Origin of the sequence: Polaromonas sp. JS666, from assembly GCF_900103405.1 — a bacterium.
Lineage (GTDB): Bacteria > Pseudomonadota > Gammaproteobacteria > Burkholderiales > Burkholderiaceae_C > Polaromonas.
Genome location: NZ_FNHX01000003.1, coordinates 473,545 through 495,806 on the forward strand (window position 1 = coordinate 473,545; position 22,262 = coordinate 495,806).

The window sequence follows — 22,262 nt, forward strand, 5'->3', positions numbered from 1 at the left end:
CTAAAAGTTCACCGTCTTGATGGACTTGCGGGTGTCGGCCGGCATCTCGCGCAGCGACTTGAGCATATAGGCCACGTGCAGCGCCGCGTCCGGCTGCGCGCCGCACTGGGCGTCCGGCACCATGGCGATTGCGACGTGCAGCTTCAGGTGCGAGCCCACCGGCAGTAAATCGGACGGCTGCAGCGCGCGCGCCACCAGCTGGGTGGCTGCGGCCACGGCCTGCGCGGCAGTCACAGGCCCTTCTATCAACAAGGCAAACTCGCTGTCGCCGACACGCGCCGCGATGTCAATGTCGCGCGCCAGCTTGCGCAGGCAGGAGCCCGCCAGCACCAGCGCATAGTCGGCGATCTGCCGCCCGTGCTCCCTGGCGAACCAGCCGTGGTTGGAGAGTTCGATCATCAGCAGCGCGCTGCGATGCCGGTAGCGGCTGGAGCGCAGCAAGGCCTCCTGCAGCCGCGCCTCGAAGGTGTGCAGGTTGCTCAGGCCCGTGAGCGGCTCGGTCTGCGCCAGCGCCGCGGCGCGCGCCCGGGCTTCGCGGCGCTGCGCGCCCCGCCGCAGCAGGCCGTAAAACAGCAGCGGCGTTTCCAGCGCCGCGCCCAGGGTGAGGCCGTATTGGGTGAGGAAGCTGGTCGGGACCAGGCCCAGGTCGCGCAGTATGGGAAAGGGCACCGCGACCGCGACCGGCACAAAGCCCAGCGCGATCCAGCGCATGGTGGGCTCGCCGCCTCGCCAGGCGATGAACACCATCACGCAGATCAGCAGCAGGGCCGCGACGATGAGGGCCGTGACAGCGATAAAGCCGGCGCGTGTCGGCAGCGCCGTGTCCAGCAGCGTCAGCAGCGCCAGCACGGTGATCAGCCGGAGTGACAGCCAGTCCAGCACGGCCGAGAACTGGCGCGGGCGGGTCACCACACGGGCAAACCAGAGGCCGCTGCAGGTTGCCAGCACCGGCAGCAGAAAGGCCGACAGGTCGTTCCATGTCGGCCAGTCCGGCCAGAGATATTGCCCGCCTATGCCCAGCAGCGCGGCTTGCGCCGCCGCCAGCGCGGTGATGTAAACGGCATAGGCGGCGAAGCTCCTGTCCCTGAATGCCACGGCATTGGCAGCGGCCACCAGGGCCATCAGCAGCGCCAGGCCGAAGTAGGCGCCCAGCAGGAACTGCTCCTGCATGCGCTGCGCCAGCAGGGCAGGGTGCTTGTAGATATAGAGCGGCGCTGAAAACGGCCTGCGCGCCTGCTCTATGCGTATGAAATAGGTGACCGGCCGGCTCTGCTCGCTGTCCAGGTCGAAGACCGGAAAGCGGTCGGGGCGCGGCCACTGGTTCACCGGGATTTTGTCGCCCGCCTTTTGTTCGACCCAGTTTCCGGCGGCGTCGCGGTAATGCAAGCTCACGCGGTCCACGCCCGCGCTGCTCACTTCCAGCGCCCAGCGCTGCGACAGGTCGGGCTGCATGGCGTTAAAGCGCACCCACATCACCTGGCCTTCCAGCATGGTGGTGTGGCCGGCCGGGCGCATCGCAAACGGCAGGTCGTACTCCCAGGCTTCCACCTGTTCCAGCACGGCCTTGCTGGTCGCGTCGATCCAGAACTGGCTGTGTTCGGCCAGTTCGATCTGGCCGTCGGGCGCATTGAGCTGAAGCACCGGCAGCCGTGCGTCGGCGCCTGGCTGCGCCCATCCCGGCATGGCCGCACCCAGCAGGTACGCCGCCAACATCCCCCGGAAACAACCCACGGAGAAAACAGGGAAGAAGGCGCGCATGAACCGCTGAACACGCCTTGGCAGGCCTGAAAGCGCGTTAAGGATCAGCACAAATTCATTGTGCGACTATGCGTAACAAATTGCGTTTTAAATTTGCGTTGTGCGTGCGAGCAACTGCAATTTAGTGCAGCAAATCACGCTGCGGGCTGTATGGAGAGCGCCGAAAGTGTTTTTGGGCAACATGCGCCCACAAAAAAGCCCGCAGTTTTGACGCTGCGGGCTTTGCGAAGAACGCGGTGGGTGAAAGCGCTTCAGGCGTAAGCGGCTAGCACCTTCTTCATTTTCTTCATGGCCGCCACTTCGATCTGGCGGATGCGCTCGGCGCTCACCTTGTACTCGGCGGCCAGGTCGTGCAGCGTCATGCCGCCCGAACCGTCGTCGTTCACCTTGAGCCAGCGCTCTTCCACGATGCGCCGGGCGCGCGGATCGAGTTCTTCCAGCGCGGCCGTGATGCCGTCCGAGGCCAGGTTGTCGCGCTGGCGCGATTCCATCAGCGCGGTCGGCTCCTGCGTCGCGTCGGCCAGGTAGGCGATGGGGCCGAAAGCGTCCTCGCCGTCGTCACCGGGGCTGGGATCCAGCAGCACGTCGCCGCCCGACATGCGCTGCTCCATCTCGATGACTTCCTCGCGCTTGACGTTCAGCGTCTTGGCCATGGAGTCGATCTGGCCTTCGGTCAGCGTGTCGCGGTGCGTCGCCACGTCAGCGTCGTCCTTGAAACCCTGCTTCATGGAGCGCAGGTTGAAAAACAGCTTGCGCTGCGCCTTGGTCGTGGCGACCTTGACCATGCGCCAGTTCTTCAGGATGTACTCATGGATCTCGGCTTTGATCCAGTGCATGGCATAGCTCACCAGGCGCACGTTCTGGTCCGGGTCGAAGCGCTTGACGGCCTTCATCAGGCCGATATTGCCTTCCTGGATCAGGTCACCGTGCGGCAGGCCGTAACCCAGGTATTTGCGCGAAATCGACACCACCAGGCGCAAGTGAGAGAGCACCAACTTACCGGCCGAGTCCAGATCGTTGTTTTCCTTGAGGTTTTTGGCGTATTCCTGCTCCTGCTCCAGGGTGAGCATGGGCAGGCGGTTGACGGCGGAAATGTAGGCGTCCAGGTTGCCCAGTGGGGGAACCAGCGACCAAGGGTTGACGGCTGCGACGGCGCCCGATGGGGGCACGGCCACGGCAGCGGTCAGCGATTGGGGGGAAAGAGCATATGACACTGCAGAACTCCTTTTCTCTAGTGCTAAATATTAGCACTCTGTTAGAGAGAGTGCTAAGCAATAGGTTCAATGACTCGGATAGCGCAAGGCTAATAAGTAGTAACCCTAGATCCCAGTATGAGCGCGATGCGTGGGTTTGGTTCAGGCGCCGTTGGTTTCCAGGATGTAAATGCGGGTAATTCTTCCAATTACCAGAGGGAAAACCGCTCCTAGGGATGCCACGCGGCCGGGGCCCCTGCCGGCCCGGCCGCGGGTTTGCGGCTTCCCGCCAGCGCATAAGACAGCTGGTTGGCCGCCCGGATCACGGTTTGGGCCAGCTCCTTCAGGCGCAGCTCCGTCAGGCGCGATGTGGGCCCTGAAATGCAGACCGAGCCCAGCAGCCGCCACCCCATGCTGAACACCGGCGCTGACACACTGGACACCTCCGGCTCGCGTTCACCCAGCGACAGGTGGTAGCCGCGCTGGCGGATTGTTTCATAGGGCTCGCCGGGCTCACCTGAAAAGGCCAGGATCACCCGGCCCGGCGCGCCCAGGTCCAGCGGCAGCCCGATGCCGACACGCACGTGGTGGCGAATGGTGCGCGGCCCGTCAACCCGGGCCAGGCAGGTGCGCTGGTTGCCTTCGCGCACGTAAAACGAGGCGCTTTCGCCAGTTTCTATGGTGAGTTCCCGCAGCACGGGCTCCACCACTTCATGCACGTTGAAGGTCGCCTGGTAGCAGGCCCCTAGCCAGCCGGCAGCCCGGCCCAGCCGCCAGCTGCCGTCTTCCTTTTGCACCAGGTAATGGTCCGTCGCCAGCGTGCGGGCGATTCGCAGCGCCGTGGTCTTGTGCATGCCGGTGCGGCGGCTTAATTCCGCCAGGGTCAGCTGGGCATCGCTGGTGCCGAAGGCCTCCAGCAGCCGCAGCGCACGGGTAACGGCGCTGACACCCGTGGAGTCTTCGTCGGCCGCCGGCCTGGGGGTACTGGACGAGGGTGGGTTCATGCCGTGGAGTTCGTTGCGACAGGTGAAACTGTATTTTAACAAACGGAACGCTGCATGACAATTTGCGGGCGAGTTCATAACAACGGAGACATTTCATGATTTTTCTGCGCCGCGGCCTGCTGGCCACCTTGCTCGCCATGCTGGCGATTCCCGCTTTGGCCCAGCAGGCTTACCCCAACAAGCCGATCCGCCTGGTCGTGCCCTTCCCGGCGGGCGGGGGCACGGACATCATTGCGCGGGAAGTGGCCCAAAAGCTGTCCACCACGCTGGGCTGGACGTTTGTCATCGACAACAGGCCCGGCAGCGGCGGCAACCTGGGTGTGGACACCGCGGCCAAGGCGGCTCCCGACGGTTACACGCTGGCGCTGGGGCAGACCAGCAACCTGGCCATCAACCCCGCGCTTTACAGCAAGATGCCCTATGACCCGGTCAAGGACCTGGCGCCGGTCGGCCTGGTCGCCAGCGCGCCGCTGGTGCTGGTGGTGGCCGCCGATTCACCCTACAAGACGCTGGCCGACGTGGTCAATGCCGGCAAGGCCAAACCCGGGTCCCTCAATTTCGCGTCCCCCGGCAATGGCACCGTGGCCCACCTGGCCAGCGAGCTGCTGCAGAAGACGGCCGGGGTCAAATTCATCCACGTGCCCTACAAAGGCATGGCCCAGGCGGCGACCGACGTCATAGGCGGCCAGGTGCAGCTGTATATGTCATCGGTACCCACGCTGCTGGGCCATATCAAGAACGGCAAGATGCGCGCCATCGCCGTCACCTCCCTCAAGCGTGTGGACGACCTGCCGCAGGTGCCGACGGTGGCCGAGTCGGGCTACAAGGGTTTCGAGGCGGTGACCTGGTTCGGCGTGGTGGCGCCCGCGGCTGTGCCCAAAGACATCGTGCTGCGCCTGAACACCGAACTCAACAAGGCGTTGCAAACCGCCGACGTCAAGAAAAAACTCGGTGACCAGGGCGCCGCCGTGCTGGGTGGAACGCCCGAGCAGTTGGGTGCGCTGATCAAGTCCGAGATCACGCGCTGGGCACCGGTCGTCAAGGAATCCGGCGCCAAGCTGGACTGAGCACGCTGCACTCTTTTTTTCAACACTTCCTGATTGAACATATCCATGAACCAGCGCGACATCATTAAAAACTTCGACCGCGTACCCGCCGACATCGTCGCGCAGGCCGCGCAATACCAGCCCGCCATCCTGGCCGACGTGGCGGGCCGCCGCGGTGCGCTGCACGGCCGCATCAAGGCCCTCCGCTCCCGCATGAAGTTCGCCGGCACGGCTTTCACCGTCGAGGTCCGTCCGGGCGACAACCTCATGATCCACGCCGCCATGGCGCTAGCCCGGCCGGGCGACGTGCTGGTGATCGACGGCAAAGGGGACCAGACCAGTGCGCTCATGGGCACCATCATGATGACGGCATGCCGGCAACTGGGGCTGGCCGCTGTGGTGATCGACGGCGCGGTGCGCGACAGCCTGGAGATCGACGAGATGGACTATCCGGTGTTTTCGGTCGGCACCAACCCCAACGGCCCGACCAAACAGGCCGGCGGCCGCATCGGCCATCCGGTGTCGGTGGGCGGTGTGACGGTGAGTCCCGGCGACTTCATTTGCGGCGACGGCGACGGCGTGGTCGTGGTCGAGCGCGAAAAGATTGAATCGCTGCTGCCGCTGGCGGCGCACAAGGTGGTGGCCGAGGCCAAGCGTATTGCCCAGATCAAGGAAGGCAAAACCAGCGCGCCCTGGCTGAATGAGTCATTGGTGGCCGCCGGCGTGCTGCAGGCAGGGGAAAGCCTGTGAGCGCCAAGCCCGCCATCCTGGTCACCGCCGCCGACCTGGCTCCCCAGGCGCTGGTCTTGCTCGAGGACTTTGAGGTGGTCTACGCCGGCAAGACGCCGCAGGTGGACGACCTGGTGGCCCTGTGCCGGCGCCACAACCCGGTGGCCATCATCGTGCGCTACAGCAGCATCACGCCCGAGGTCATGGACGCCGCGCCGGCCCTGAAAGTCATCTCCAAGCATGGCAGCGGCACGGACACCATCGACAAGGCGGCGGCCGCCGCGCGCGGCATAGCGGTCACCGCCGCCGTGGGTGCCAACGCGGCCGCGGTGGCCGAGCAGGCGCTGGCCCTGCTGCTGGCCTGCGCCAAGTCGGTGGTCCAGCTCAACGCCCGCATGCACGCGGGCCACTGGGACAAGGCCACGCACAAGAGCGTGGAGCTGGGCGGGCGCAGCATAGGCCTGATCGGCCTGGGCGCCATAGGCCTGCGCTTCGCGAAGATGTGCGATGCCATGGGCATGCGCGTTCTGGGCTTCGATCCCTTTGCGAAGAATCTGCCCGCCTACATTCAGCCCGTCGACCTGGACACGCTCTGGCGCGAGTCCGATGCTATTTCCCCGCACTGCCCGCTGACGGCCGACAACAAGCACTTGTTGAACGCGAACACCTTGGCACAGTGCAAAAAAGGCGTGATCGTGGTGAACACCGCGCGCGGCGGGCTGGTTGACGAGCCCGCGCTGCTGGCGGCCGTGCAGTCGGGCCAGGTCGGCATGGCCGCGCTCGACAGTTTTGCGGTGGAGCCCATGGCGGCGCCGCACATCTTCCACAACCAGCCCGGTTTCATCCTGAGCCCGCACATAGGCGGCGTCACCAGCGATGCCTACGTCAACATGGGCGTCGCCGCCGCGAACAACACCCTGGCTGTGCTGCGGCAAAGCCGTTCGTCCGTCGCGGCCTGACGTTCGGCACCATGGCAAGCCAACGCTGGAAAAACGCGCCGCCCGGCAGCCATTGGGGCGAGTTCGGCCCCGACGACCAGCGCGGCCGCATGAATCTTGTGGATGCCGCCAAGGTGCTGCAGGGCGTTGCTGAAGTGCGCGAGGGCAAGACCTTTTGCCTGTCGCTGCCGCTCGATGTGCCCGGCGGCCAGCGCATGAATCCGCGCCGCCCGCCGCCGCGGCGCTACAGCGTGCTGCGCGACGGCCAGAGCGCCGGGCAGCAGGGCTTTTGCTGGTCCTACCAGTCGGAAGACCCCGAGCTCAGCGATGTGGTCAATGACGATGTCGTGCTCATGAGCCTGCAGTACTCCACGCAGTGGGACAGCTTCGCGCACGTGGGCAGCCATTTTGACGCCGACGGCGACGGCGTGGCCGAAGCGGTGTTTTACAACGGCTTTCGCGCCGGCGAGCATATCCGTCCCGGTGTGGAAGACCCGGACCCGGCCGAACCCTGGGCGCGTTATCCGGAGCCCAGTGCCGACGCCATGAGCATTGCCGTGCTGGCCGAACATGGCGCGCAGGGCCGGGGCGTGATGATAGACCTTGAGCACCATGTGGGCCGGCAGCGGCGGGCGATCGGTTATGACGCGCTGATGCGCGTCCTGGAGACCGACCGCGTGGAGGTGGAAGCGGGCGACATGGTGTGCCTGCACACCGGTTTTGCGGACACCTTGCTGGCCATGAACCGGCAGCCCGATGTGGCGCAGCTGCATGCCAGCGGCAGCGGCCTTGACGGCCACGATGCCAGGCTGCTGAACTGGATTACCGACACCCGCCTGGCCTGCCTGCTGGCCGACAACCCGGCGGTGGAACTGGTGCTGCCCAAGCTGGCCGGCGCGGCGCAAGCCGGCACGCCGCTGCGGCAAGCGCGCCTGCCGCTGCACGAGCATTGCCTGTTCAAGAACGGCATCCACCTGGGCGAGCTCTGGTACCTCACCGAACTCGCACGCTGGCTGCGTGCCCATGGGCGCAGCCGCTTCCTGCTGACGGCGCCGCCGCTGCGATTGCCGGGGGCGGTGGGGTCACCGGCCACCCCCATCGCGACGGTATAGGGCAGGCGCAGCAAACCAATAAATAAATAAACGGAGACAGACATGCCACAGAAATTTCAAGGACACCGCCGCCGCCTGGCCCTTGCCGCCGCCGCCCTGGCGGCCGGCAACTTGATCACCTTCAGCGCCCGGGCCCAGGCCGCCTGGCCCGACCGCCCCATCAAGCTGGTCGTGCCTTACCCCGCGGGCGGCGCGGCCGACCAGACGGCGCGCCTGGTCGCCATCGCGCTGGGCGAACGGCTCAAGACACAGGTCGTCGTTGACAACCGCCCCGGTGCGAATGGCGTCATAGGCGCGGCGACGGTCGCCAAGTCTGTCCCCGACGGCTACACCTTGCTGCTCGACGCCACTGGCTTTACCGTCAACCCCAGCCTGCAGGGGCGCATGCCGTTTGACCCGGCCAAGGACCTGGTGCCGGTGTCCCTGCTGATGCAGGTGCCCATGCTGCTGGTGGTGCCGGCCAATTCTCCCTACCAGACGCTGGCCGACCTGCTGAAAGCCGCCAGGGCCAACCCCGGCAAGCTGTCTTTCGCCTCGGCGGGAAACGGCAGCGCGCAGCACCTGGCCGGCGAGCTGTTCAAGCAGGGACACAAGCTCTTCATCACCCACATCCCCTATCGTGGTGGCGCCCCTGCCTTGACTGACCTGATGGCCGCACAGGTGGATCTGATGTTCTCGGCCATGCCCGCGTCCTACCCCCTGGTCAAAAGCGGCAAGCTGCGCGCGCTGGCGGTGACTTCGCCCAAAAGGGCGGAGCTGGCCAAGCAGCTGCCCACGGTGGCGGAATCCGGCTTGCCGGGGTTTGATGCGCAGGAATGGAACGGCCTGTGGGCACCGGCAGGCACGCCCAAAGTCGTGCTGGACCGGCTGGAGGCCGAACTGCATGCGGTCATGGCCTTGCCTGACATTCGCCAGCGGCTGGCTGCCAACGGCGCCGAGGCCATAGGCAGCAGCCGAAGCGAGTTCGCGCGGTTCACGGATGCCGAGACCAGCAAGTGGGCCCGTGTCATCCGTAGCGCCGGAATTACTTTGGACTGATTTTTGATTTCACAAAAAAGGAGACAAACATGTTTTTGACTTTCGCCTACCGGGCCGTCCTGGCCGGTTGCACGCTGGCTGGCCTGGCGCTTATGCCTGCTTTGGCGCAGGCCCAATCCGCCTGGCCCGCCAAGCCCGTCAAGATCGTCGTGCCTTACCCGCCCGGTGGCGCGGTGGACCAGGTGACGCGCAAGATCGCGCAAAAGCTCACCGAACAAACAGGGCAGTCCTTCTTCGTGGAGAACAAGGCCGGCGCCACCGGCACCATAGGCGCCTCGCAAGTCGTCCAGTCGCCGGCGGACGGCTACACCCTGCTGGCGAACGACACCACCTATTCGATGCTGCCGCATGTCTTCAAGAAGCTGCCGTGGGACTATGAGCGGGACCTGGTGCCGGTCGCCGGCTTCAACTTCGCGCCGGTGACGCTGGCCGTGGCGGCCGACTCGAAGTTCAAGACCCTGCAGGAACTGCTGGCGTTCGCCCGGGCCAATCCTTCCAAGCTGTACTACGGCACGGGCGGCGCCGGCTCCATGCCGCACTTCGCCACCGAGGCCTTGCGCAGCGCGGCCAGGATAGACATCACCCATGTTCCCTACAAGGGCGCCGGCGAGGCCACGCTGGCCCTGCTGTCGGGCACCATCGATTTCCAGATGGCTTCGACGCCCGGTGTCATGAACCAAGTCAAGGGCGGCAAGATGCGCCTGCTGGCCGTGAGCGGCGACAGGCGGCTGAAGGCCCTGCCCGATGTGCCCACCTTCAAGGAACTCGGATTGAAGCAATACGGCGTCATCAATTTCACAGGCCTGTGGGCGCCCAAAGGCACGCCACCGGCTGTCATGGCCCGCCTGCAGAAGGAAATCGAGGTGGCCATGGCGTCCGCGGATTTCCAGACCTTTGCCGACAACCTCGGCGCGGTTCCGATCAGCGTGGGAGGCCCGGTCTTCGCGAAGATGTTGCGCGACAGCACGCAGCAATGGGCCAAGGTGGCGGCTGCCGCGGATATCGAGAAGCAATAAATGCTGAGCAGATTCTTTTTTGCAGGCTGCCTGATGGCCTGGGTCTTTGGCGCGGCGCCAGCCCGGGCGCAAGCCCCCGGCTGGCCGGCCCAGCCGGTCAGGCTGGTGGTCGGCTTCGCCGCCGGCGGCCCCACCGACATCGTGGCGCGAAGTTTTGCCGAGCACGCGGCCAAGGGTTTGGGCCAGCCCGTGATTGTGGACAACAAGCCGGGCGCCAACACCATCATCGCGGCGGAAGCCGTGGCGAATGCGGCGGATGCGTACACGCTGCTGCTGGCGGCCACCAACCACACCATGATTCCGGCGTTCTACAGCGGCCGGGTCAAGTTCGACGCGCTCAAGTCCTTCAAGCCGGTGTGCATGCTGGCCTCCGCACCCACGGTGCTGGTGGTGGGGCCTTCGCTGGGCGCCAGGACGCTGGCGGAGTTTGTGCAGAAGGCCAAAGCCAGCCCGCTGGGCATCACCTATGCCTCGCCCGGCATAGGCAGCTCGGTGCACTTTGCCGGTGAAGTGTTCGCCCGCCAGGCGGGCGTGAAGCTGACGCACATTCCCTACAAGGGCGCCGCACCCGCGGTGGCCGACGTGATGGCCGGGCAGGTCGATGCCTCGTTCGCCACGCTGGGCTCGGTGCTGCCGCTCATCAAGTCCGGCAAGCTCACGGCGCTGGCCATTGCAAGCAACCAGCGCTCGGCGCAGTTGCCCGGCGTTCCCACCTTTGACGAAGCCGGCGTCAAGGGCTATGCCGCCGACGCCTGGTACGGCCTGCTGGCCCCGGCTGCCGCGCCCGAGGCCACGGTCAAGCTGCTGCAGCGCGAGGCGCTGGCTTATGCCGCTTCGGCCGCCGGCTCCGAGAAATTGCGCTCACTCGGCATGGTGCCCCAGCCGCTGTGCGGCGAGGCCTTTGCGAGCCAGATGGCGCGTGAGGTGGCAACTTACAGCCAGGTGGCGAAAGAACTGAATCTGAAGGCGGACTGAGTCCCCAACAACACGGATGATCCGCATGACCTCATTGCCGCTTTCCACATTGGAGGCAAGCCGCCGCCGGTTTGTCGCCAGCCTTGGCGCCGCCGTGTCCCTAGCCGGGCTGGGCGGCTGTGCCGCCACCGCGGCATCGCCCGCCGCGGAGCCGCCCAAACCCCAGCCCATGCCGGTGCCGCATTCCGCGGGATCGGCCGTTCCGCGTTTTGCCATGCCCGCCTTGGCCTGCGACTGCCACCACCACATTTACGACAGGCGCTACCCGGCCCATCCCTCGGCCGCGCTGCTGCCCGATGACGCCACCGTGGCCGGCTATCGTTTGCTGCAGCAGCGCCTGGGCCTGCAGCGCAACGTGGTCGTGCAGCCGTCCACCTATGGCGTGGACAACCGCTTGCTGGTCGACGCGCTCAAGGCGTTTGGCGGGGCTTCGCGCGGTGTCGCCGTGGTGGACACCAGCGTGACCGATGCGCAGCTGCAGGCCCTGCATGCGGCGGGGGTGCGCGGCATCCGTTTCAATCTGAGTTTTCTGGTCGGCATCACGGCGGACATGATGGAGCCGCTGGGCCAACGCATTGCGCCCTTGGGCTGGCACATGCAGGTCAACGGCACGGCGGACAAGCTGCTGGCGGCGGGTGACACGCTGGGGCGCCTGGCATGCCCCCTGGTGTTTGACCACATGGGCCAGTTGCCGCAGCCGCAGGGCCTCAAGCACCCGGCTTTTGCGCTGTATGCCGGCCTGCTGGACAGTGGCCGGGCCTGGTTCAAGCTGTCCGGCGCCTACATCACCAGCCAGAAACCGGATCTATCCGACAGCGGCACGGTTGCGCGGGCCTTGATGGGCCTGGCGCCCGAACGCATGGTCTGGGGCAGCGACTGGCCGCATCCAACCAAGAAGGCGGGCGATAAGCCCGACGATGCCGCCATGCTCAACCTGCTGGACGACTGGGCGCCCACGGCGGCCGTCCGCGACAGGATACTCGTCGACAATCCGGCCAGGCTCTACGGTTTTTGACCTTCTGTAACTCCTTGATGGGTGCGCCATGTTTCTTCTGAATCCACCCGAAGTTCGCTCCCTGGAGATCTTCTCCACGCTGCCGCAGCGCTACCGCCAGCCCCGGCGCACCGTGTGGGGCGATGCCAACCAGGGTGGCCGCGAGACCGACTCCTTTCTGGAGGGGCCCGTGTTCGATGATGCCGGCAACCTGTACGTGACCGACATCCCGTTTGGCCGCGTGTTCCGCGTGGACACCCAAGGCGAATGGGAGCTGCTTGCGCAATGGGAGGGCGAGCCCAACGGCATGAAGTTTTTGAGCACCACCGAACTGCTGGTGACCGACTACCTCAACGGCCTGATGGTGGTTGATGTCCGCAGCGGCACGGTGCGCCCTTACCTGGGCCGCCGCAACACCGAAAGCTTCAAGGGCCTGAACGACCTTACCTTCGACTCGCGGGGCAATCTTTATTTCACCGACCAGGGCCAGACCGGCCTGCATGACCCCACGGGCCGGGTGTACCGCTTGACGCCCGCGGGCAAGCTGGACTTGCTGCTGTCCAACGTGCCCAGCCCCAACGGCATCGTGTTGTCCCTCGATGAAAAATTCCTGTTTGTGGCCGTCACGCGCGGCAACTGTGTCTGGCGCATGCCGCTGCTGGCCGATGGGGGCGTCTCCAAGGCCGGGCAATTTTTTACCTCGTATGGCCCCAGCGGCCCCGACGGCCTGGCCATGGACGAGGCCGGCCGCCTTCTGGTGGCCAATCCGGGCTTGGGCTATGTGTGGGTGTTGAATCACAGGGCGGAGCCTGTGCAACTGCTGCGCGGCGCTTCAGCTGTCTCGCTGACCAACCTCGCTTTTGGCGGAGCAGATCGCAAGACCTTGTACTGCACGGAGTCGACCAGCGGAACCATCCTGCGCATCGGGATGGATGTGGCGGGAGCAAGGCTGCACGGGCCGGGCTGACGCCGCGCATGACATGCGGTGAAAAGCGTGGAGGTTCTACTCCAGCCGCTTGTCGTCGCGCACTTCGCGTACCTCGACATCCACCACGTCGCCGGCACGCGCTGGATTGCCGGCCTCACGGCCGGCGCCGCCCGGCCACATGCCCTGGGGCGAATAGCGCTGGAAGCGGCCAAACACCATGGCCGGCGCAGGCTTGCGGCCGGTGACCAGGGACTTCAGCAGGCTCAGCACCACAACGATCAGCGCGGCCGCCAGCAGGCTGAGGGCAAACACCGCCGCAAACAGGCCCAGCACCAGTTTGAGGAAAAAACGCAGAATTTTGCTGATCAAGCGAAACACCTGTGAAAAGGTTTAAACCTCACATATGGAGGCGAAAGGCGCTTTTTCAAGCTGGATGCATCACCAGCGTATGCCCAGCTTGCCGAACAGCTTGCTCAGCACAAACAAGGGGCCGACCCAGAGGTACTGGATGTCTTCGAAAAACGAGGGCTTTTTGCCTTCTATTTTGTGGCCTATGAATTGCAGAATCCAGGCGCTCACAAAAATGGCGATGCTGAGCGGCAACACCAGCGGCCCCATGGCGAACACCAAGCCCAGAAACAGCACCGACCAGACCGCCATGCTCACGAAGAACACCGCGGACAGGCGAGCGTAGTACACCATGCTGGCCGCGACGAATACATAGGCCACATAGGGATGCAAAGCGAACAGCATGCCGACCAGGCTCAGCATGATGAGGGGAATGGCGATGAAGTGGATCAGCTCGTTGCGCGGGTTCTGGTGGCTTTCGCCGTAGTGCGCGAGCAACTGGTCGACTTTGCGGGATTCGGCCGGTGCGCCGGCAGCGTCGGGGGTGTCGTGTGTGTGCGCCGTATTGTCCATGTCTGTCTCCTGTGGGAAAAAAAGGCGCAATCAGCGCCTTTTTTCTTCCACTTTAATACAGCCGCGGTGTTTTACAAAGCCGGGCACGGCGCCCGGGCGACATCAGGTCGGGGTGATTTTCGCGGTCTTGATAATCCGGCTCCAGCGGTCTATTTCGCTTTTCAGGAAGCGGCCGAACTCGTCTGAACCCTTTTGTGAGACACGAAAGCCCTGCTGCTTGGCGCGCTCTTCCACTTCGGCGCTGTACATGATCTTGATCATCTCGCGTGAGAATTTGTCCACGATGTCATCCGGTGTCTTTGCCGGGAGCATGGCGCCTGTCCAGTTTTCGACAAAGAGGCCAGGCATGCCAGCTTCCAGGGCGGTCGGAACATCGGGCACTCCCGGGTGCCGGCCCAGGCTGCAGATGGCGATCGCGCGCAGCTTGCCACCTTTGACATGGGCGATCGATTCCGGATAGTTGGAAAAGACCACGTCCAGCTGGCCACCGATCAGGTCGACCATCGATGGCGCGCCACCGCGGTAGGGGACATGGATCATCTTCGTTTTGTTCAGCTCGTTGAACAAAGCCATGGTCAGGTGTGCCGGTGTGCCGTTGCCGCTCGAGCCCGCGCTCAGCTGCTTGGTTTTGGACACCGCCATCAGGTCCTTGAAATCCTTGATCGGGCTGGCGGTGGGGACAACAACCAGCATCGGCGAATTGGCCAGCAGGGCGACGGGACGCAAATCCTTGGTCAAGCTGTAGGGCGCGTTGGGATAGAGAGAAACGTTAGCGGCATGCGTCAACGTAATGGCCAGCACCGTATTGCCGTCGGGCGCCGATTTGGCGACCTGTTCCGCGCCGATCTGCGCGTTTCCGCCGGCCTTGTTTTCGACAATCACGGAGGTCTTCCACGCTTCGGAGAGCTTTTGGGCAACCGTGCGGGCCATCATGTCGGTCAGCCCGCCGGGCGTGAACGGAACTACATATTTGATGGTGCTGCCCGGTTTGGGAAAGGTCTGTTGGGCCAGACCCAGGCCCGGAACGCCCGTCAGGGCTGCACCTGCTGATGCCAATACGATGTCACGACGCTTCATGCCAATCTCCTTGAGTTTTAACTAAACAACTGATCCCTCACTGACTAACTGATCCAATTGAAACTTGAGCGCATCGGGGATGGTAATCCCCGCCTGCTGTGCCTTGGCTTCCAGCGCGATGCGCCGCGCGCCGGCCAGGCGCACGCCGTCGTCTTGCAGCATTTCGGCGATCAGGGCTTCCATGCGCTCAAAGTAGCTGTCGGCGCCGGCCAAGGCGCCCGGGTCTATCAGGATAAAGGCCTGGCCTATGCGCGGCTGGTTGCCTTCGTCGACAAAAAAGGAGGATGCCTCAAAAGAAAAGCGCGCGCCTATCACGGCGGTGACAAGCAGCTCCACGACCAGCGCGAGCATGGAGCCCTTGGGGCTGCTCACCGCGCCCAGCGGCAGCATGGAGCCTTCGAGCGCCGCCTGAGCGTCGGTGGTCGGCCGGCCTTCGGTGTCCAGCGCCCAGCCCAGCGGAATCGGCTTGCCTTCCTTGGCGGCCAGCATGACCTTGCCACGCGCGACCTCGCTGAGCGAGAGGTCAATCATCAGCGGGTCGGCATCGCGGCGCGGAAAGATCGCGGCCAGGGGGTTGGTTCCGAACACCGGGTGTTTGCCGCCCGCCGCCGGCATGGCCGCCGGCGCGTTGGCGAAACCCAGGCCCACCAGGCCGGCATCGGCCGCGGCGCGCAGGTGGTCTATCAATACGCCGCAGTGGTGGCTGTTGGTGATGCCCACAAAACACACACCCATCTCGCGCGCCGTGGTGATGGCCGTGGCGATGGCCAGGTCGCAGGCCGGAAAGGCCAGGCCTTGCCCGGCATCGACCAGCACCGTCGCGCCTTTTTTGCGCGCCACCACGGGCACGGCCTGGCCGTCGGCGCGGCCGTTGCTCAGGTGGGTGGCGTACTGCGGCACGCGGCTCAGGCCATGCGAGGCCAGGCCTTGCGCGTCCGCGCGGACCAGCGCCTTCGCGGTGCTCAGCGCCATTTCTTCCGACGCGCCCGCGCAGCGCAGGGCCTGCGCGCCGAGGCGGGTGGCTTCTTCAAGGGACAAATGGGCCATCAGCTCAGACTCTCCAGAACTTTTTCTGCGACCATGAACGATACACGTTCATTCGATTGTGTGCTGACGCCCGAAATATGCGGAGTCAGCACCAAGTTGGGGCAATCCTGCAGCGACGCCGTCGCGGGCAGGGGTTCCACATCGAAGACATCGATGGCCGCGCCGCCCAGCCGGCCGTCCCTGAGGGCGGCGGCCACAGCTGCCAGGTCCACGATATGGCCGCGCGAGGTGTTGATGAGCACGGCGCCTTTTTTCATCCGGGCGATGCGATCGGCGTTGAACAGGCCGCGTGTGGAGTCCACCAGCGGCACATGCAGCGTGACAGCGTCCGCGCCGGCGATGAGCTCATCGAGCGCGGCGTGGCGCACGCCGGTCTGCGCGAAGACCGGCGCATCGGGCGCCAACATGGCGTCGTAAGCGATCACTTGCATGCCCAGGCCCCGCGCCAGGCGCGCCGTGGTCTGGCCTATGGAGCCGAAACCTATGATGCCCAGCGTCTGCCCGGCGGTCTCGCGCCCGTTGCCCAGCGCCGCGCGCGGCCACTGGCCGGCGGCCACCGCCGCGCTGGAGGCAAAGGCGCCGCGCAGCAGCAGCATGGTGCTGGCGATCACGTATTCGGCCACGCTGAGTGCATTGGCGCCGGTGGCCGGAATGACCTTGATGCCCCGGGCCTCGCAGGCCGGCACATCGATGTTGTCCAGGCCCACGCCCAGCCGGCCCACCACCTTGCAGCGCGTGAGCGCGGCCAGCAGTTCGCCGCGCACCTGCGTCAGGTTGCGCACGACCAGCACGTCGGCCCCCGCCGCCTCGGCCCGCAGGCGGGCGCCATCGCCCACCAGCTGCGGGTCGTAAAGCACCTCGTGCGCCGCCCCAAGCCGCGCCACGGCGCGCTCGTCCATGAACTCGCAGATGACAATGCGCGCCATGCGTCCTCCGCTCTAGGCTGATTCAAACAGGCGCGTCAGCACGAACTCGCGATGGCCCAGCGCTTCGGCCGCGGTCAGGCGGCCGTTGGCCGTGCGCAGCATGTTTTCCAGCAGCTTGTCGCCGGCCTGGTCCAGCGTGATCTCGCGCTGCAGCAGGCCCGAGGTGTCCACGTCGATGTGCTCGCTCATCAGGCGCACGGTGCGCGGGTTGGAGCAGATCTTGATCACCGGGACGATGGCGTTGCCGATCACATTGCCCTGGCCCGTGGGGAAGAAGTGCACGGCGTAACCCGAGGCCGCGCACAAGGTCACCATCTCGGCGGCGGCGCTGGACGAATCCATGAACCACAGGCCCGGATGCGTGGGCATCTCGGCCTTGTCGATGACGCCGTCCACCGTGCAGGCCTTGCCTATCTTCTGGATGTTGCCCAGGGCTTTTTCCTCGATGGTCGTCAGGCCCCCGGCGATATTGCCCTTGGTCGGCTGCGAGTCGGACAGGTCGCTGGTCTTGTGGCGGTTGATCATGTCTTGGTAGCGGTTGAACATGAACATGAACTTGTCGCGCACCGCGTCGTTGGCGCAGCGGTCGGCCACGATTTTTTCGCCGCCGGTGATTTCCGAGGTTTCGCCGAAGCACAGGTAGTTGCCCAGCGGGTGCAGCTTGTCAAAAGCGTTGCCCACCGTGGGGTTGGCGCCGCAACCCGAGGTGGTGTCGGACTCGCCGCATTTGGTGGAGACCCAGAGTTCGGAGATGCCGCAGACCTCGCGCTGCTTTTCGCTGGCCCACTGCACATATTCGCGCGCCGCCCTGGAGGCCTTCATGATGGTCTCGTGGTCGCCATGGCCCTCGATGCCGAAGCCGATCACCGGCTTGCCGGTGGTGGCGATACCGTCGACGACTTTTTTGGTCCAGCCGTCTTCAATGCCTATCACCACCACGGCCGAGACGTTGGGGTTGCAGCCCGCGCCTATCAGCGTGCGGAAGTGCAGCTCCAGGTCGGCGCCGAACTGCAGCCGGCCATAGGGGTGCGGAATCGCCATGCAGCCCTTGATGTTGTGGGCCACGGCCTCGGCCGCCGCGTTGGACAGGTCGTCCAGCGGCAGGATGATGACGTGGTTGCGCACGCCGACGCGGCCGTTCTCGCGGCGATAGCCCAGGAATGTGGTGTCTTTGTTAATCACTGACATAAAAAATCCTTTAAAAATATTTCACGGATTGATGGTGCGCCCGGCGTAGCGAGCGGACGGCAGGCAAGGCGCAAACCGGAACCGGGCTAATGCCCGGTGAGGATTTGCAACGCAGCATCCCGCCCGCGCAGTAGCCGGGAGCGCCATCAATCACCAGCGTTTGGTTTTGATGTTATGGACGTGTGCATGCTGGCCCGCCTTGATGTTGGCGACGACCTTGCCCATGTCGATGCCGTACTTGAGCACCGTATCGCCGACGGCCATGTCCTTGAGCGCCACCTTGTGGCCGATGGGGATGTCCTGCTGGGCCTGCACATTGATCATGCGGTCCTCGTCCATGATCCAGCCGGTCATGGCGGTTCCGGCCTTTACACCTTCCACCACCACGACGGCCACGGTGTCTTTGGCGTCATGCAATACAAAATGAATCATGGGTTCTCCATCAAGGGGCTGGGTTGAATCGAGCCGCCAGTTTTATGGAGGGTAGGCACCTTGTCAATTCACTCATATATATGACTTGTACGACCCGGCCATCGGTGTTTCAATGGCGGCCGTGAACGCGAAAAACAGACCCACATCCCTGCGCCCGCTGGCGGGCGGGGACTCGATGCCGCTGTACCGCCAGGTCAAGCGCGAGCTGCAAAAACTCATTGAAGCCGGCCACTACGGTCCGGGTAAACCCCTGCCCAGCGAGGCTGAAATTGCCACAGGCCTGCAGGTCAGCGTGGGCACCCTGCGCCATGCGGTGGACGAACTGGTGCACGAGCACGTGCTGCTGCGCCGCCAGGGCAAGGGCACGTTTGTGGCGCCGCATACCGATGCCCGTTTCATGTTCCAGTTTTTCCATGTGGAGCCGCGCTGGAATTTCGGCGACGACGATGAGGCGCGCGAGCGCGACTACCCTGAAATCGATTGCATCGCCTTCGCGCGTGAGCGGGCGAACGAGCTTGAGGCCGCCGCCTTGCGCATCAAGGCCGGCGAGCCCGTGTTCAGGGCCGAGAACCGGCTCGCGCTGCGCGGCCGCGTGGTGATGCATGACAGGCTGTCGATTTCGGCGGCGCTGTTTCGCAACCTCACCGAAAAGCGCTTTGTCGAAAGGCCCAGCACGATTTACGCGTTGTACCAGACCGACTTCGGCATCACCGTGCTGCGCGCGCAGGAGCGGGCGCGCGCGGCGGCGGCCGACAAAACCACGGCCCGCGTGCTGGGCGTGGCGGCCGGCGCGCCAGTGATGGAAGTGCACCGGCTGGCGCTGACCTTTGGCGACAAGCCGGTGGAATACCGCGTGTCGACCATCAACACCCAGGCGCACGACTACGTCAGTGTGCTGTCCAAGAGAGCCTGAGCATGGACCTTGTTTTTTTATTGGAGAAGGCCAGGCTGGCCGGCATGGAAGCGGCCGCCCGCATCCAGCAGGCCCAGGCCGGCCTGAAACCGGCCGACGTCAGCCAGAAAGCGCCTGGCGACTGGGTCACGCGCTTTGACCGCGAAGTGGAGGAGGACCTGCAGGAAGCCCTGCAGCATGCCCTGCCGCAGGGCCGCTTTGTCGGCGAAGAGGGCGGCGGGGAGCTGACGGACGAGCCCACCTGGCTGGTGGACCCGATAGACGGCACGGCCAACTTCGCGCGCGGCTACCCGCAGTACGCGGTGGCCATCGCGTTGTGCGTGGGCCGCGAACCGGTGCTGGGCGTGATCGTTGATCCTTCGCGCGATGAAGTCTTTACCGCCGCGACGGGGCTGGGCGCCCGGCTGAACGGGCGGGCCATCACCTGCGCCGGCCCGCGCCTGCCGGGCCAGTGCCTGGTCGCCACGGTGTTCCCAAAACCCGGTGCGCCCTTCATGGACGGCTACCTCGCCGAATTTGGCCGCGTGCTGAAAACCTTCGGCCAGGTGCGCCGCAGCGGCGCGATGGCGCTGGAGCTGGCTTATGTGGCGGCTGGCAGGGTAGACGCCTTCTGGGAGCGCGGCATGGGCGCCTGGGACGCGGCGGCCGGCGCAGTGTTGCTGCGCGAAGCCGGCGCCGTGATGCGGGCGATGGACGGCCTGCCACTGCTGCAGAGCCGGATGCTGGTGGCTGGCAGCCCGGCAGGCGCCGCCCTGCTCGAGGGCGTGCTCAAGCCCCATGACAAGCGCTCATGAGGCGGGCGCCTCACCCCACCACTTTTTTCTGACATTTTTATTGGATTCCGATGATTCACAGATGGCGCTTGCAGCTGGCTTCCTTGGGCACGTATTTCCCGGGTGTGCTGGTGTGCATGGTGATCGCACTGGCGGCCACCTTTGTGTCCGAGCATTACGGCGGGCCGCAGCTGCTGTACGCGTTGCTGATAGGCCTGGCCTTTCATTTTCTCAACAGCCATCCGCAGGCGGCCAAGGGCATAGGTTTTTGCGGCCGTGTGGTGCTGCGTGTCGGCGTGGCCCTGCTGGGCGCGCGCATCACTTTTTCGCAGGTGGCCCAGCTGGGCCTGGAGACCGCGGCGGTCATCGTGCTGGCGGTGCTGCTCACGATAGGGCTGGGCGTGCTGCTGGCGCGCTGGCTCAAGTGTTCACGCGATGAAGGCCTGCTTTCGGGCAGCGCTGTGGCCATTTGCGGGGCGTCGGCGGCGCTGGCGGTGTCTTCGGTGCTGCCGCAAACCAAAGAGAACGAGCGCTTCACGCTGCTGGCCGTCGTGGGCGTCACGGTGCTGTCGACGCTGGCCATGGTGGTCTATCCCTTCAGCCTGCAGGCCATAGGCCTGCTGCCGGGGCAGGCCGGCATCGTGCTGGGCGGCTCCATCCATGATGTGGCGCAGGTGGTGGCGGCCGGCATGATGCTGGGGCCGCAGGCCGGTGACACGGCGACGGTGGTCAAGCTGTTCCGCGTCATGATGCTGATGCCCGTGGTGCTGGCGGTGGCCGTGATGTACCGCAAGCATCCGGCGGTGAAGGTGCCGGAAACCGAGGTGCCGCTGGTGCCGGGCTTTTTGCTGGCCTTTGTCGTGCTGGTGATGCTGGCCAGCGCCGGCCTCATCAGCCCGCCGATGGTTCAACTGGCCGGCGATGCCTCGCGCTGGATGCTGGTCACCGCCATTGCCGCCGCGGGTGTCAAGACCAGCTTTGAGGACCTGCTCAAGCTGGGCTGGAAGCCGGTGGCCATGCTGGTCACCGAGACCGTGTTTATCGTGGCCTTTGTGGTGGCCGCGGTGCTGCTGTTGCGCCTGGGCGGCGGCTGAAGCCTCAAGGCAGCGCTTAGCCCAGCAGGGCCTGCGCGAATTCGCGCGCGTTAAAGGTTTCCAGGTCTTCGAGCTGCTCGCCCACGCCGATGAAATACACCGAGACGGGGCGCAGCGCCGGTGAGGCCAGCGCGCGTTCGCGGGCCCACAGCGCGATGGCCGCCAGCACGCCGCCCTTGGCCGTGCCGTCCAGCTTGGTCACGATAAGGCCGGTCAGCTGCAAGGTGTCGTCAAAGGCCTTGACCTGGGCCAGTGCATTCTGGCCGGTGTTGCCGTCAATCACCAGCAGCACTTCATGGGGTGCCGTGGCGTCGGCCTTTTGCACCACGCGCTTGATCTTGCGCAGCTCTTCCATGAGGTGCAACTGCGTGGGCAGGCGGCCGGCCGTGTCGACCAGCACCACGTCCTTGCCGCGTGCCTTGCCGGCGCTCACGGCGTCAAAGCTCACGGCGGCCGGATCGCCCCCTTCCTGGCTCACGATTTCGACGGTGTTGCGGTCGGCCCAGACGCTGAGCTGCTCGCGCGCCGCCGCGCGAAAGGTGTCGGCCGCCGCGAGCAGCACCGAGGCACCCTCGGTGGCCAGGTGGCGCGTGAGCTTGCCGATGGAGGTGGTCTTGCCGGCGCCGTTCACGCCGGTGACCATGATCACCGTGGGCTGGTACTGGCCTATCACCAGCGGCTGCTCCAGCGGCTTGAGCAGTTGTGCGATGGCGTCCACCAGCGCGTTCTTGACGGCGACGGGGTGCGTCATGCCGCCTTCGCGCACGCGGCGCTTGACGTCGGCCAGCAGGTGTTCGGTGGCTTTGGTCCCCGCGTCGGCCATCAGCAGCGCGGTTTCAAGGTCTTCGTACAGCGCGTCGTCGATGCGGCTGCCGGTGAATACCGTTGAGATGCTGGAGCCGGTTTTGCGCAGGCCGGCCTGCAGCTTGCCGAGCCAGCGCTCGCGTTCCGGCGGGACGGCGCCGGGGGCCGGCATGGCGATGGGGGTGACCAGCGCGCTGCCTATCAATCCACCCCCGGCGGGTACCGGCGCAGGAACGGCGTCTGCCGCCGGCGCGGGCGGCGCCGTGGAAGGCACGGCGGCGGGAGGGGGGGATTTTTTCTTGAAAAAACTGAACATTGGGTATGCTTGCGAGTCCTAGTGAGCTGTTGCACCGTTG

Annotated in this window: 23 protein-coding genes; 12 read left to right on the forward strand and 11 right to left on the reverse strand. The window is 65.4% G+C overall.

Annotated features, from left to right (window positions below):
* The 3 genes from BLQ85_RS10400 to BLQ85_RS10410 form a co-directional block, all read right to left on the reverse strand.
* Entirely contained in the window at positions 1-1,683 is a 1,683-nt protein-coding gene (locus BLQ85_RS10400; protein WP_175456087.1) for a 7TM diverse intracellular signaling domain-containing protein, read from the reverse strand.
* A gap of 326 nt (positions 1,684-2,009) precedes the next feature.
* Positions 2,010-2,972 (reverse strand): RNA polymerase sigma factor RpoH, encoded by a 963-nt coding sequence (gene rpoH / locus BLQ85_RS10405; RefSeq protein WP_074576556.1) that lies wholly within the window; start codon positions 2,970-2,972, stop codon positions 2,010-2,012.
* Between the two features lie 209 nt (positions 2,973-3,181).
* Positions 3,182-3,955, reverse strand: a complete 774-nt coding sequence (locus BLQ85_RS10410) for an IclR family transcriptional regulator (protein ID WP_074576558.1) — start codon at positions 3,953-3,955, stop codon at positions 3,182-3,184.
* A 95-nt stretch (positions 3,956-4,050) separates the two neighbouring features.
* Between BLQ85_RS10410 and BLQ85_RS10415 the strand changes: the two genes are divergently transcribed.
* From BLQ85_RS10415 to BLQ85_RS10455, 9 genes are read left to right on the forward strand one after another with little or no spacing between them, the layout of a single operon-like run.
* Positions 4,051-5,022: a Bug family tripartite tricarboxylate transporter substrate binding protein gene (locus BLQ85_RS10415; protein ID WP_074576560.1), complete on the forward strand. Its 972-nt coding sequence runs from the start codon at positions 4,051-4,053 to the stop codon at positions 5,020-5,022.
* Between the two features lie 45 nt (positions 5,023-5,067).
* A complete protein-coding gene (locus BLQ85_RS10420; RefSeq protein WP_175456088.1) occupies positions 5,068-5,751 on the forward strand; it encodes an RraA family protein in 684 nt (227 codons plus the stop codon).
* The gene (locus tag BLQ85_RS10425) at positions 5,748-6,689 is read left to right on the forward strand and encodes an NAD(P)-dependent oxidoreductase (protein WP_074576562.1); all 942 of its coding nucleotides are present in this window, start codon (positions 5,748-5,750) and stop codon (positions 6,687-6,689) included. The genes BLQ85_RS10420 and BLQ85_RS10425 overlap by 4 nt, the downstream gene beginning before the upstream one ends.
* An 11-nt stretch (positions 6,690-6,700) precedes the next feature.
* Positions 6,701-7,780 (forward strand): cyclase family protein, encoded by a 1,080-nt coding sequence (locus BLQ85_RS10430; protein WP_074576564.1) that lies wholly within the window; start codon positions 6,701-6,703, stop codon positions 7,778-7,780.
* A 42-nt stretch (positions 7,781-7,822) separates the two neighbouring features.
* Positions 7,823-8,818 (forward strand): Bug family tripartite tricarboxylate transporter substrate binding protein, encoded by a 996-nt coding sequence (locus BLQ85_RS10435; RefSeq protein ID WP_074576566.1) that lies wholly within the window; start codon positions 7,823-7,825, stop codon positions 8,816-8,818.
* A gap of 29 nt (positions 8,819-8,847) precedes the next feature.
* The gene (locus tag BLQ85_RS10440) at positions 8,848-9,834 is read left to right on the forward strand and encodes a Bug family tripartite tricarboxylate transporter substrate binding protein (protein WP_175456089.1); all 987 of its coding nucleotides are present in this window, start codon (positions 8,848-8,850) and stop codon (positions 9,832-9,834) included.
* Entirely contained in the window at positions 9,835-10,809 is a 975-nt protein-coding gene (locus BLQ85_RS10445) for a Bug family tripartite tricarboxylate transporter substrate binding protein (protein ID WP_074576568.1), read from the forward strand.
* A 25-nt stretch (positions 10,810-10,834) separates the two neighbouring features.
* Positions 10,835-11,824, forward strand: a complete 990-nt coding sequence (locus BLQ85_RS10450) for an amidohydrolase family protein (protein ID WP_074576848.1) — start codon at positions 10,835-10,837, stop codon at positions 11,822-11,824.
* A 28-nt stretch (positions 11,825-11,852) separates the two neighbouring features.
* Positions 11,853-12,770: an SMP-30/gluconolactonase/LRE family protein gene (locus BLQ85_RS10455; protein WP_074576570.1), complete on the forward strand. Its 918-nt coding sequence runs from the start codon at positions 11,853-11,855 to the stop codon at positions 12,768-12,770.
* Between the two features lie 36 nt (positions 12,771-12,806).
* Here the strand turns inward: BLQ85_RS10455 and BLQ85_RS10460 are convergent, their stop codons facing one another.
* The 7 genes from BLQ85_RS10460 to BLQ85_RS10490 all read right to left on the reverse strand — a co-directional run bounded on the left by BLQ85_RS10460 (position 12,807) and on the right by BLQ85_RS10490 (position 18,322).
* Complete coding sequence (locus BLQ85_RS10460; RefSeq protein WP_074576850.1) at positions 12,807-13,100, reverse strand: hypothetical protein; 294 nt, start codon at positions 13,098-13,100, stop codon at positions 12,807-12,809.
* A 69-nt stretch (positions 13,101-13,169) separates the two neighbouring features.
* Positions 13,170-13,652 carry an Mpo1 family 2-hydroxy fatty acid dioxygenase gene (locus BLQ85_RS10465; RefSeq protein ID WP_074576573.1) on the reverse strand — a complete coding sequence of 161 codons (483 nt, stop codon included), beginning with the start codon at positions 13,650-13,652 and terminating at the stop codon, positions 13,170-13,172.
* Between the two features lie 102 nt (positions 13,653-13,754).
* On the reverse strand, positions 13,755-14,729 hold the full coding sequence (locus BLQ85_RS10470; protein ID WP_074576576.1) for a Bug family tripartite tricarboxylate transporter substrate binding protein: 975 nt from the start codon (positions 14,727-14,729) through the stop codon (positions 13,755-13,757).
* A gap of 21 nt (positions 14,730-14,750) precedes the next feature.
* Complete coding sequence (locus tag BLQ85_RS10475) at positions 14,751-15,776, reverse strand: Ldh family oxidoreductase (RefSeq protein ID WP_074576578.1); 1,026 nt, start codon at positions 15,774-15,776, stop codon at positions 14,751-14,753.
* On the reverse strand, positions 15,776-16,702 hold the full coding sequence (locus BLQ85_RS10480) for a hydroxyacid dehydrogenase (RefSeq protein ID WP_074576581.1): 927 nt from the start codon (positions 16,700-16,702) through the stop codon (positions 15,776-15,778). Before BLQ85_RS10480 ends, BLQ85_RS10475 begins: the two co-directional genes overlap by 1 nt.
* Before the next feature lie 12 nt (positions 16,703-16,714).
* A complete protein-coding gene (locus tag BLQ85_RS10485; RefSeq protein WP_074576584.1) occupies positions 16,715-17,890 on the reverse strand; it encodes a UxaA family hydrolase in 1,176 nt (391 codons plus the stop codon).
* Between the two features lie 150 nt (positions 17,891-18,040).
* The gene (locus tag BLQ85_RS10490; protein WP_007862870.1) at positions 18,041-18,322 is read right to left on the reverse strand and encodes a UxaA family hydrolase; all 282 of its coding nucleotides are present in this window, start codon (positions 18,320-18,322) and stop codon (positions 18,041-18,043) included.
* A 112-nt stretch (positions 18,323-18,434) separates the two neighbouring features.
* Here BLQ85_RS10490 and BLQ85_RS10495 point away from each other — a divergent pair, with 112 nt between their 5' ends.
* From BLQ85_RS10495 to BLQ85_RS10505, 3 genes are read left to right on the forward strand one after another with little or no spacing between them, the layout of a single operon-like run.
* A complete protein-coding gene (locus BLQ85_RS10495; RefSeq protein ID WP_175456090.1) occupies positions 18,435-19,235 on the forward strand; it encodes a GntR family transcriptional regulator in 801 nt (266 codons plus the stop codon).
* Positions 19,236-19,237: 2 nt separating this feature from the next.
* Complete coding sequence (locus tag BLQ85_RS10500; protein WP_074576586.1) at positions 19,238-20,029, forward strand: inositol monophosphatase family protein; 792 nt, start codon at positions 19,238-19,240, stop codon at positions 20,027-20,029.
* A 50-nt stretch (positions 20,030-20,079) separates the two neighbouring features.
* Positions 20,080-21,102, forward strand: a complete 1,023-nt coding sequence (locus BLQ85_RS10505; RefSeq protein WP_074576588.1) for a YeiH family protein — start codon at positions 20,080-20,082, stop codon at positions 21,100-21,102.
* A gap of 16 nt (positions 21,103-21,118) precedes the next feature.
* Here the strand turns inward: BLQ85_RS10505 and ftsY are convergent, their stop codons facing one another.
* Positions 21,119-22,222, reverse strand: a complete 1,104-nt coding sequence (gene ftsY / locus BLQ85_RS10510; RefSeq protein ID WP_074576590.1) for a signal recognition particle-docking protein FtsY — start codon at positions 22,220-22,222, stop codon at positions 21,119-21,121.
* Positions 22,223-22,262 lie beyond the last annotated feature (40 nt).

Bases quoted from the DNA above. Each gene is read 5' to 3' on its own strand.
- BLQ85_RS10400 (WP_175456087.1), bottom strand. From the start codon at position 1,683: ATGCCGGGATGGGCGCAGCCAGGCGCCGACGCACGGCTGCCGGTGCTT.
- BLQ85_RS10410 (WP_074576558.1), bottom strand. From the start codon at position 3,955: ATGAACCCACCCTCGTCCAGTACCCCCAGGCCGGCGGCCGACGAAGAC.
- BLQ85_RS10415 (WP_074576560.1), top strand. From the start codon at position 4,051: ATGATTTTTCTGCGCCGCGGCCTGCTGGCCACCTTGCTCGCCATGCTG.
- BLQ85_RS10420 (WP_175456088.1), top strand. From the start codon at position 5,068: ATGAACCAGCGCGACATCATTAAAAACTTCGACCGCGTACCCGCCGAC.
- BLQ85_RS10430 (WP_074576564.1), top strand. From the start codon at position 6,701: ATGGCAAGCCAACGCTGGAAAAACGCGCCGCCCGGCAGCCATTGGGGC.
- BLQ85_RS10435 (WP_074576566.1), top strand. From the start codon at position 7,823: ATGCCACAGAAATTTCAAGGACACCGCCGCCGCCTGGCCCTTGCCGCC.
- BLQ85_RS10440 (WP_175456089.1), top strand. From the start codon at position 8,848: ATGTTTTTGACTTTCGCCTACCGGGCCGTCCTGGCCGGTTGCACGCTG.
- BLQ85_RS10445 (WP_074576568.1), top strand. From the start codon at position 9,835: ATGCTGAGCAGATTCTTTTTTGCAGGCTGCCTGATGGCCTGGGTCTTT.
- BLQ85_RS10450 (WP_074576848.1), top strand. From the start codon at position 10,835: ATGACCTCATTGCCGCTTTCCACATTGGAGGCAAGCCGCCGCCGGTTT.
- BLQ85_RS10455 (WP_074576570.1), top strand. From the start codon at position 11,853: ATGTTTCTTCTGAATCCACCCGAAGTTCGCTCCCTGGAGATCTTCTCC.
- BLQ85_RS10465 (WP_074576573.1), bottom strand. From the start codon at position 13,652: ATGGACAATACGGCGCACACACACGACACCCCCGACGCTGCCGGCGCA.
- BLQ85_RS10470 (WP_074576576.1), bottom strand. From the start codon at position 14,729: ATGAAGCGTCGTGACATCGTATTGGCATCAGCAGGTGCAGCCCTGACG.
- BLQ85_RS10475 (WP_074576578.1), bottom strand. From the start codon at position 15,776: ATGGCCCATTTGTCCCTTGAAGAAGCCACCCGCCTCGGCGCGCAGGCC.
- BLQ85_RS10480 (WP_074576581.1), bottom strand. From the start codon at position 16,702: ATGGCGCGCATTGTCATCTGCGAGTTCATGGACGAGCGCGCCGTGGCG.
- BLQ85_RS10485 (WP_074576584.1), bottom strand. From the start codon at position 17,890: ATGTCAGTGATTAACAAAGACACCACATTCCTGGGCTATCGCCGCGAG.
- BLQ85_RS10490 (WP_007862870.1), bottom strand. From the start codon at position 18,322: ATGATTCATTTTGTATTGCATGACGCCAAAGACACCGTGGCCGTCGTG.
- BLQ85_RS10495 (WP_175456090.1), top strand. From the start codon at position 18,435: ATGGCGGCCGTGAACGCGAAAAACAGACCCACATCCCTGCGCCCGCTG.
- BLQ85_RS10500 (WP_074576586.1), top strand. From the start codon at position 19,238: ATGGACCTTGTTTTTTTATTGGAGAAGGCCAGGCTGGCCGGCATGGAA.
- BLQ85_RS10505 (WP_074576588.1), top strand. From the start codon at position 20,080: ATGATTCACAGATGGCGCTTGCAGCTGGCTTCCTTGGGCACGTATTTC.
- ftsY (WP_074576590.1), bottom strand. From the start codon at position 22,222: ATGTTCAGTTTTTTCAAGAAAAAATCCCCCCCTCCCGCCGCCGTGCCT.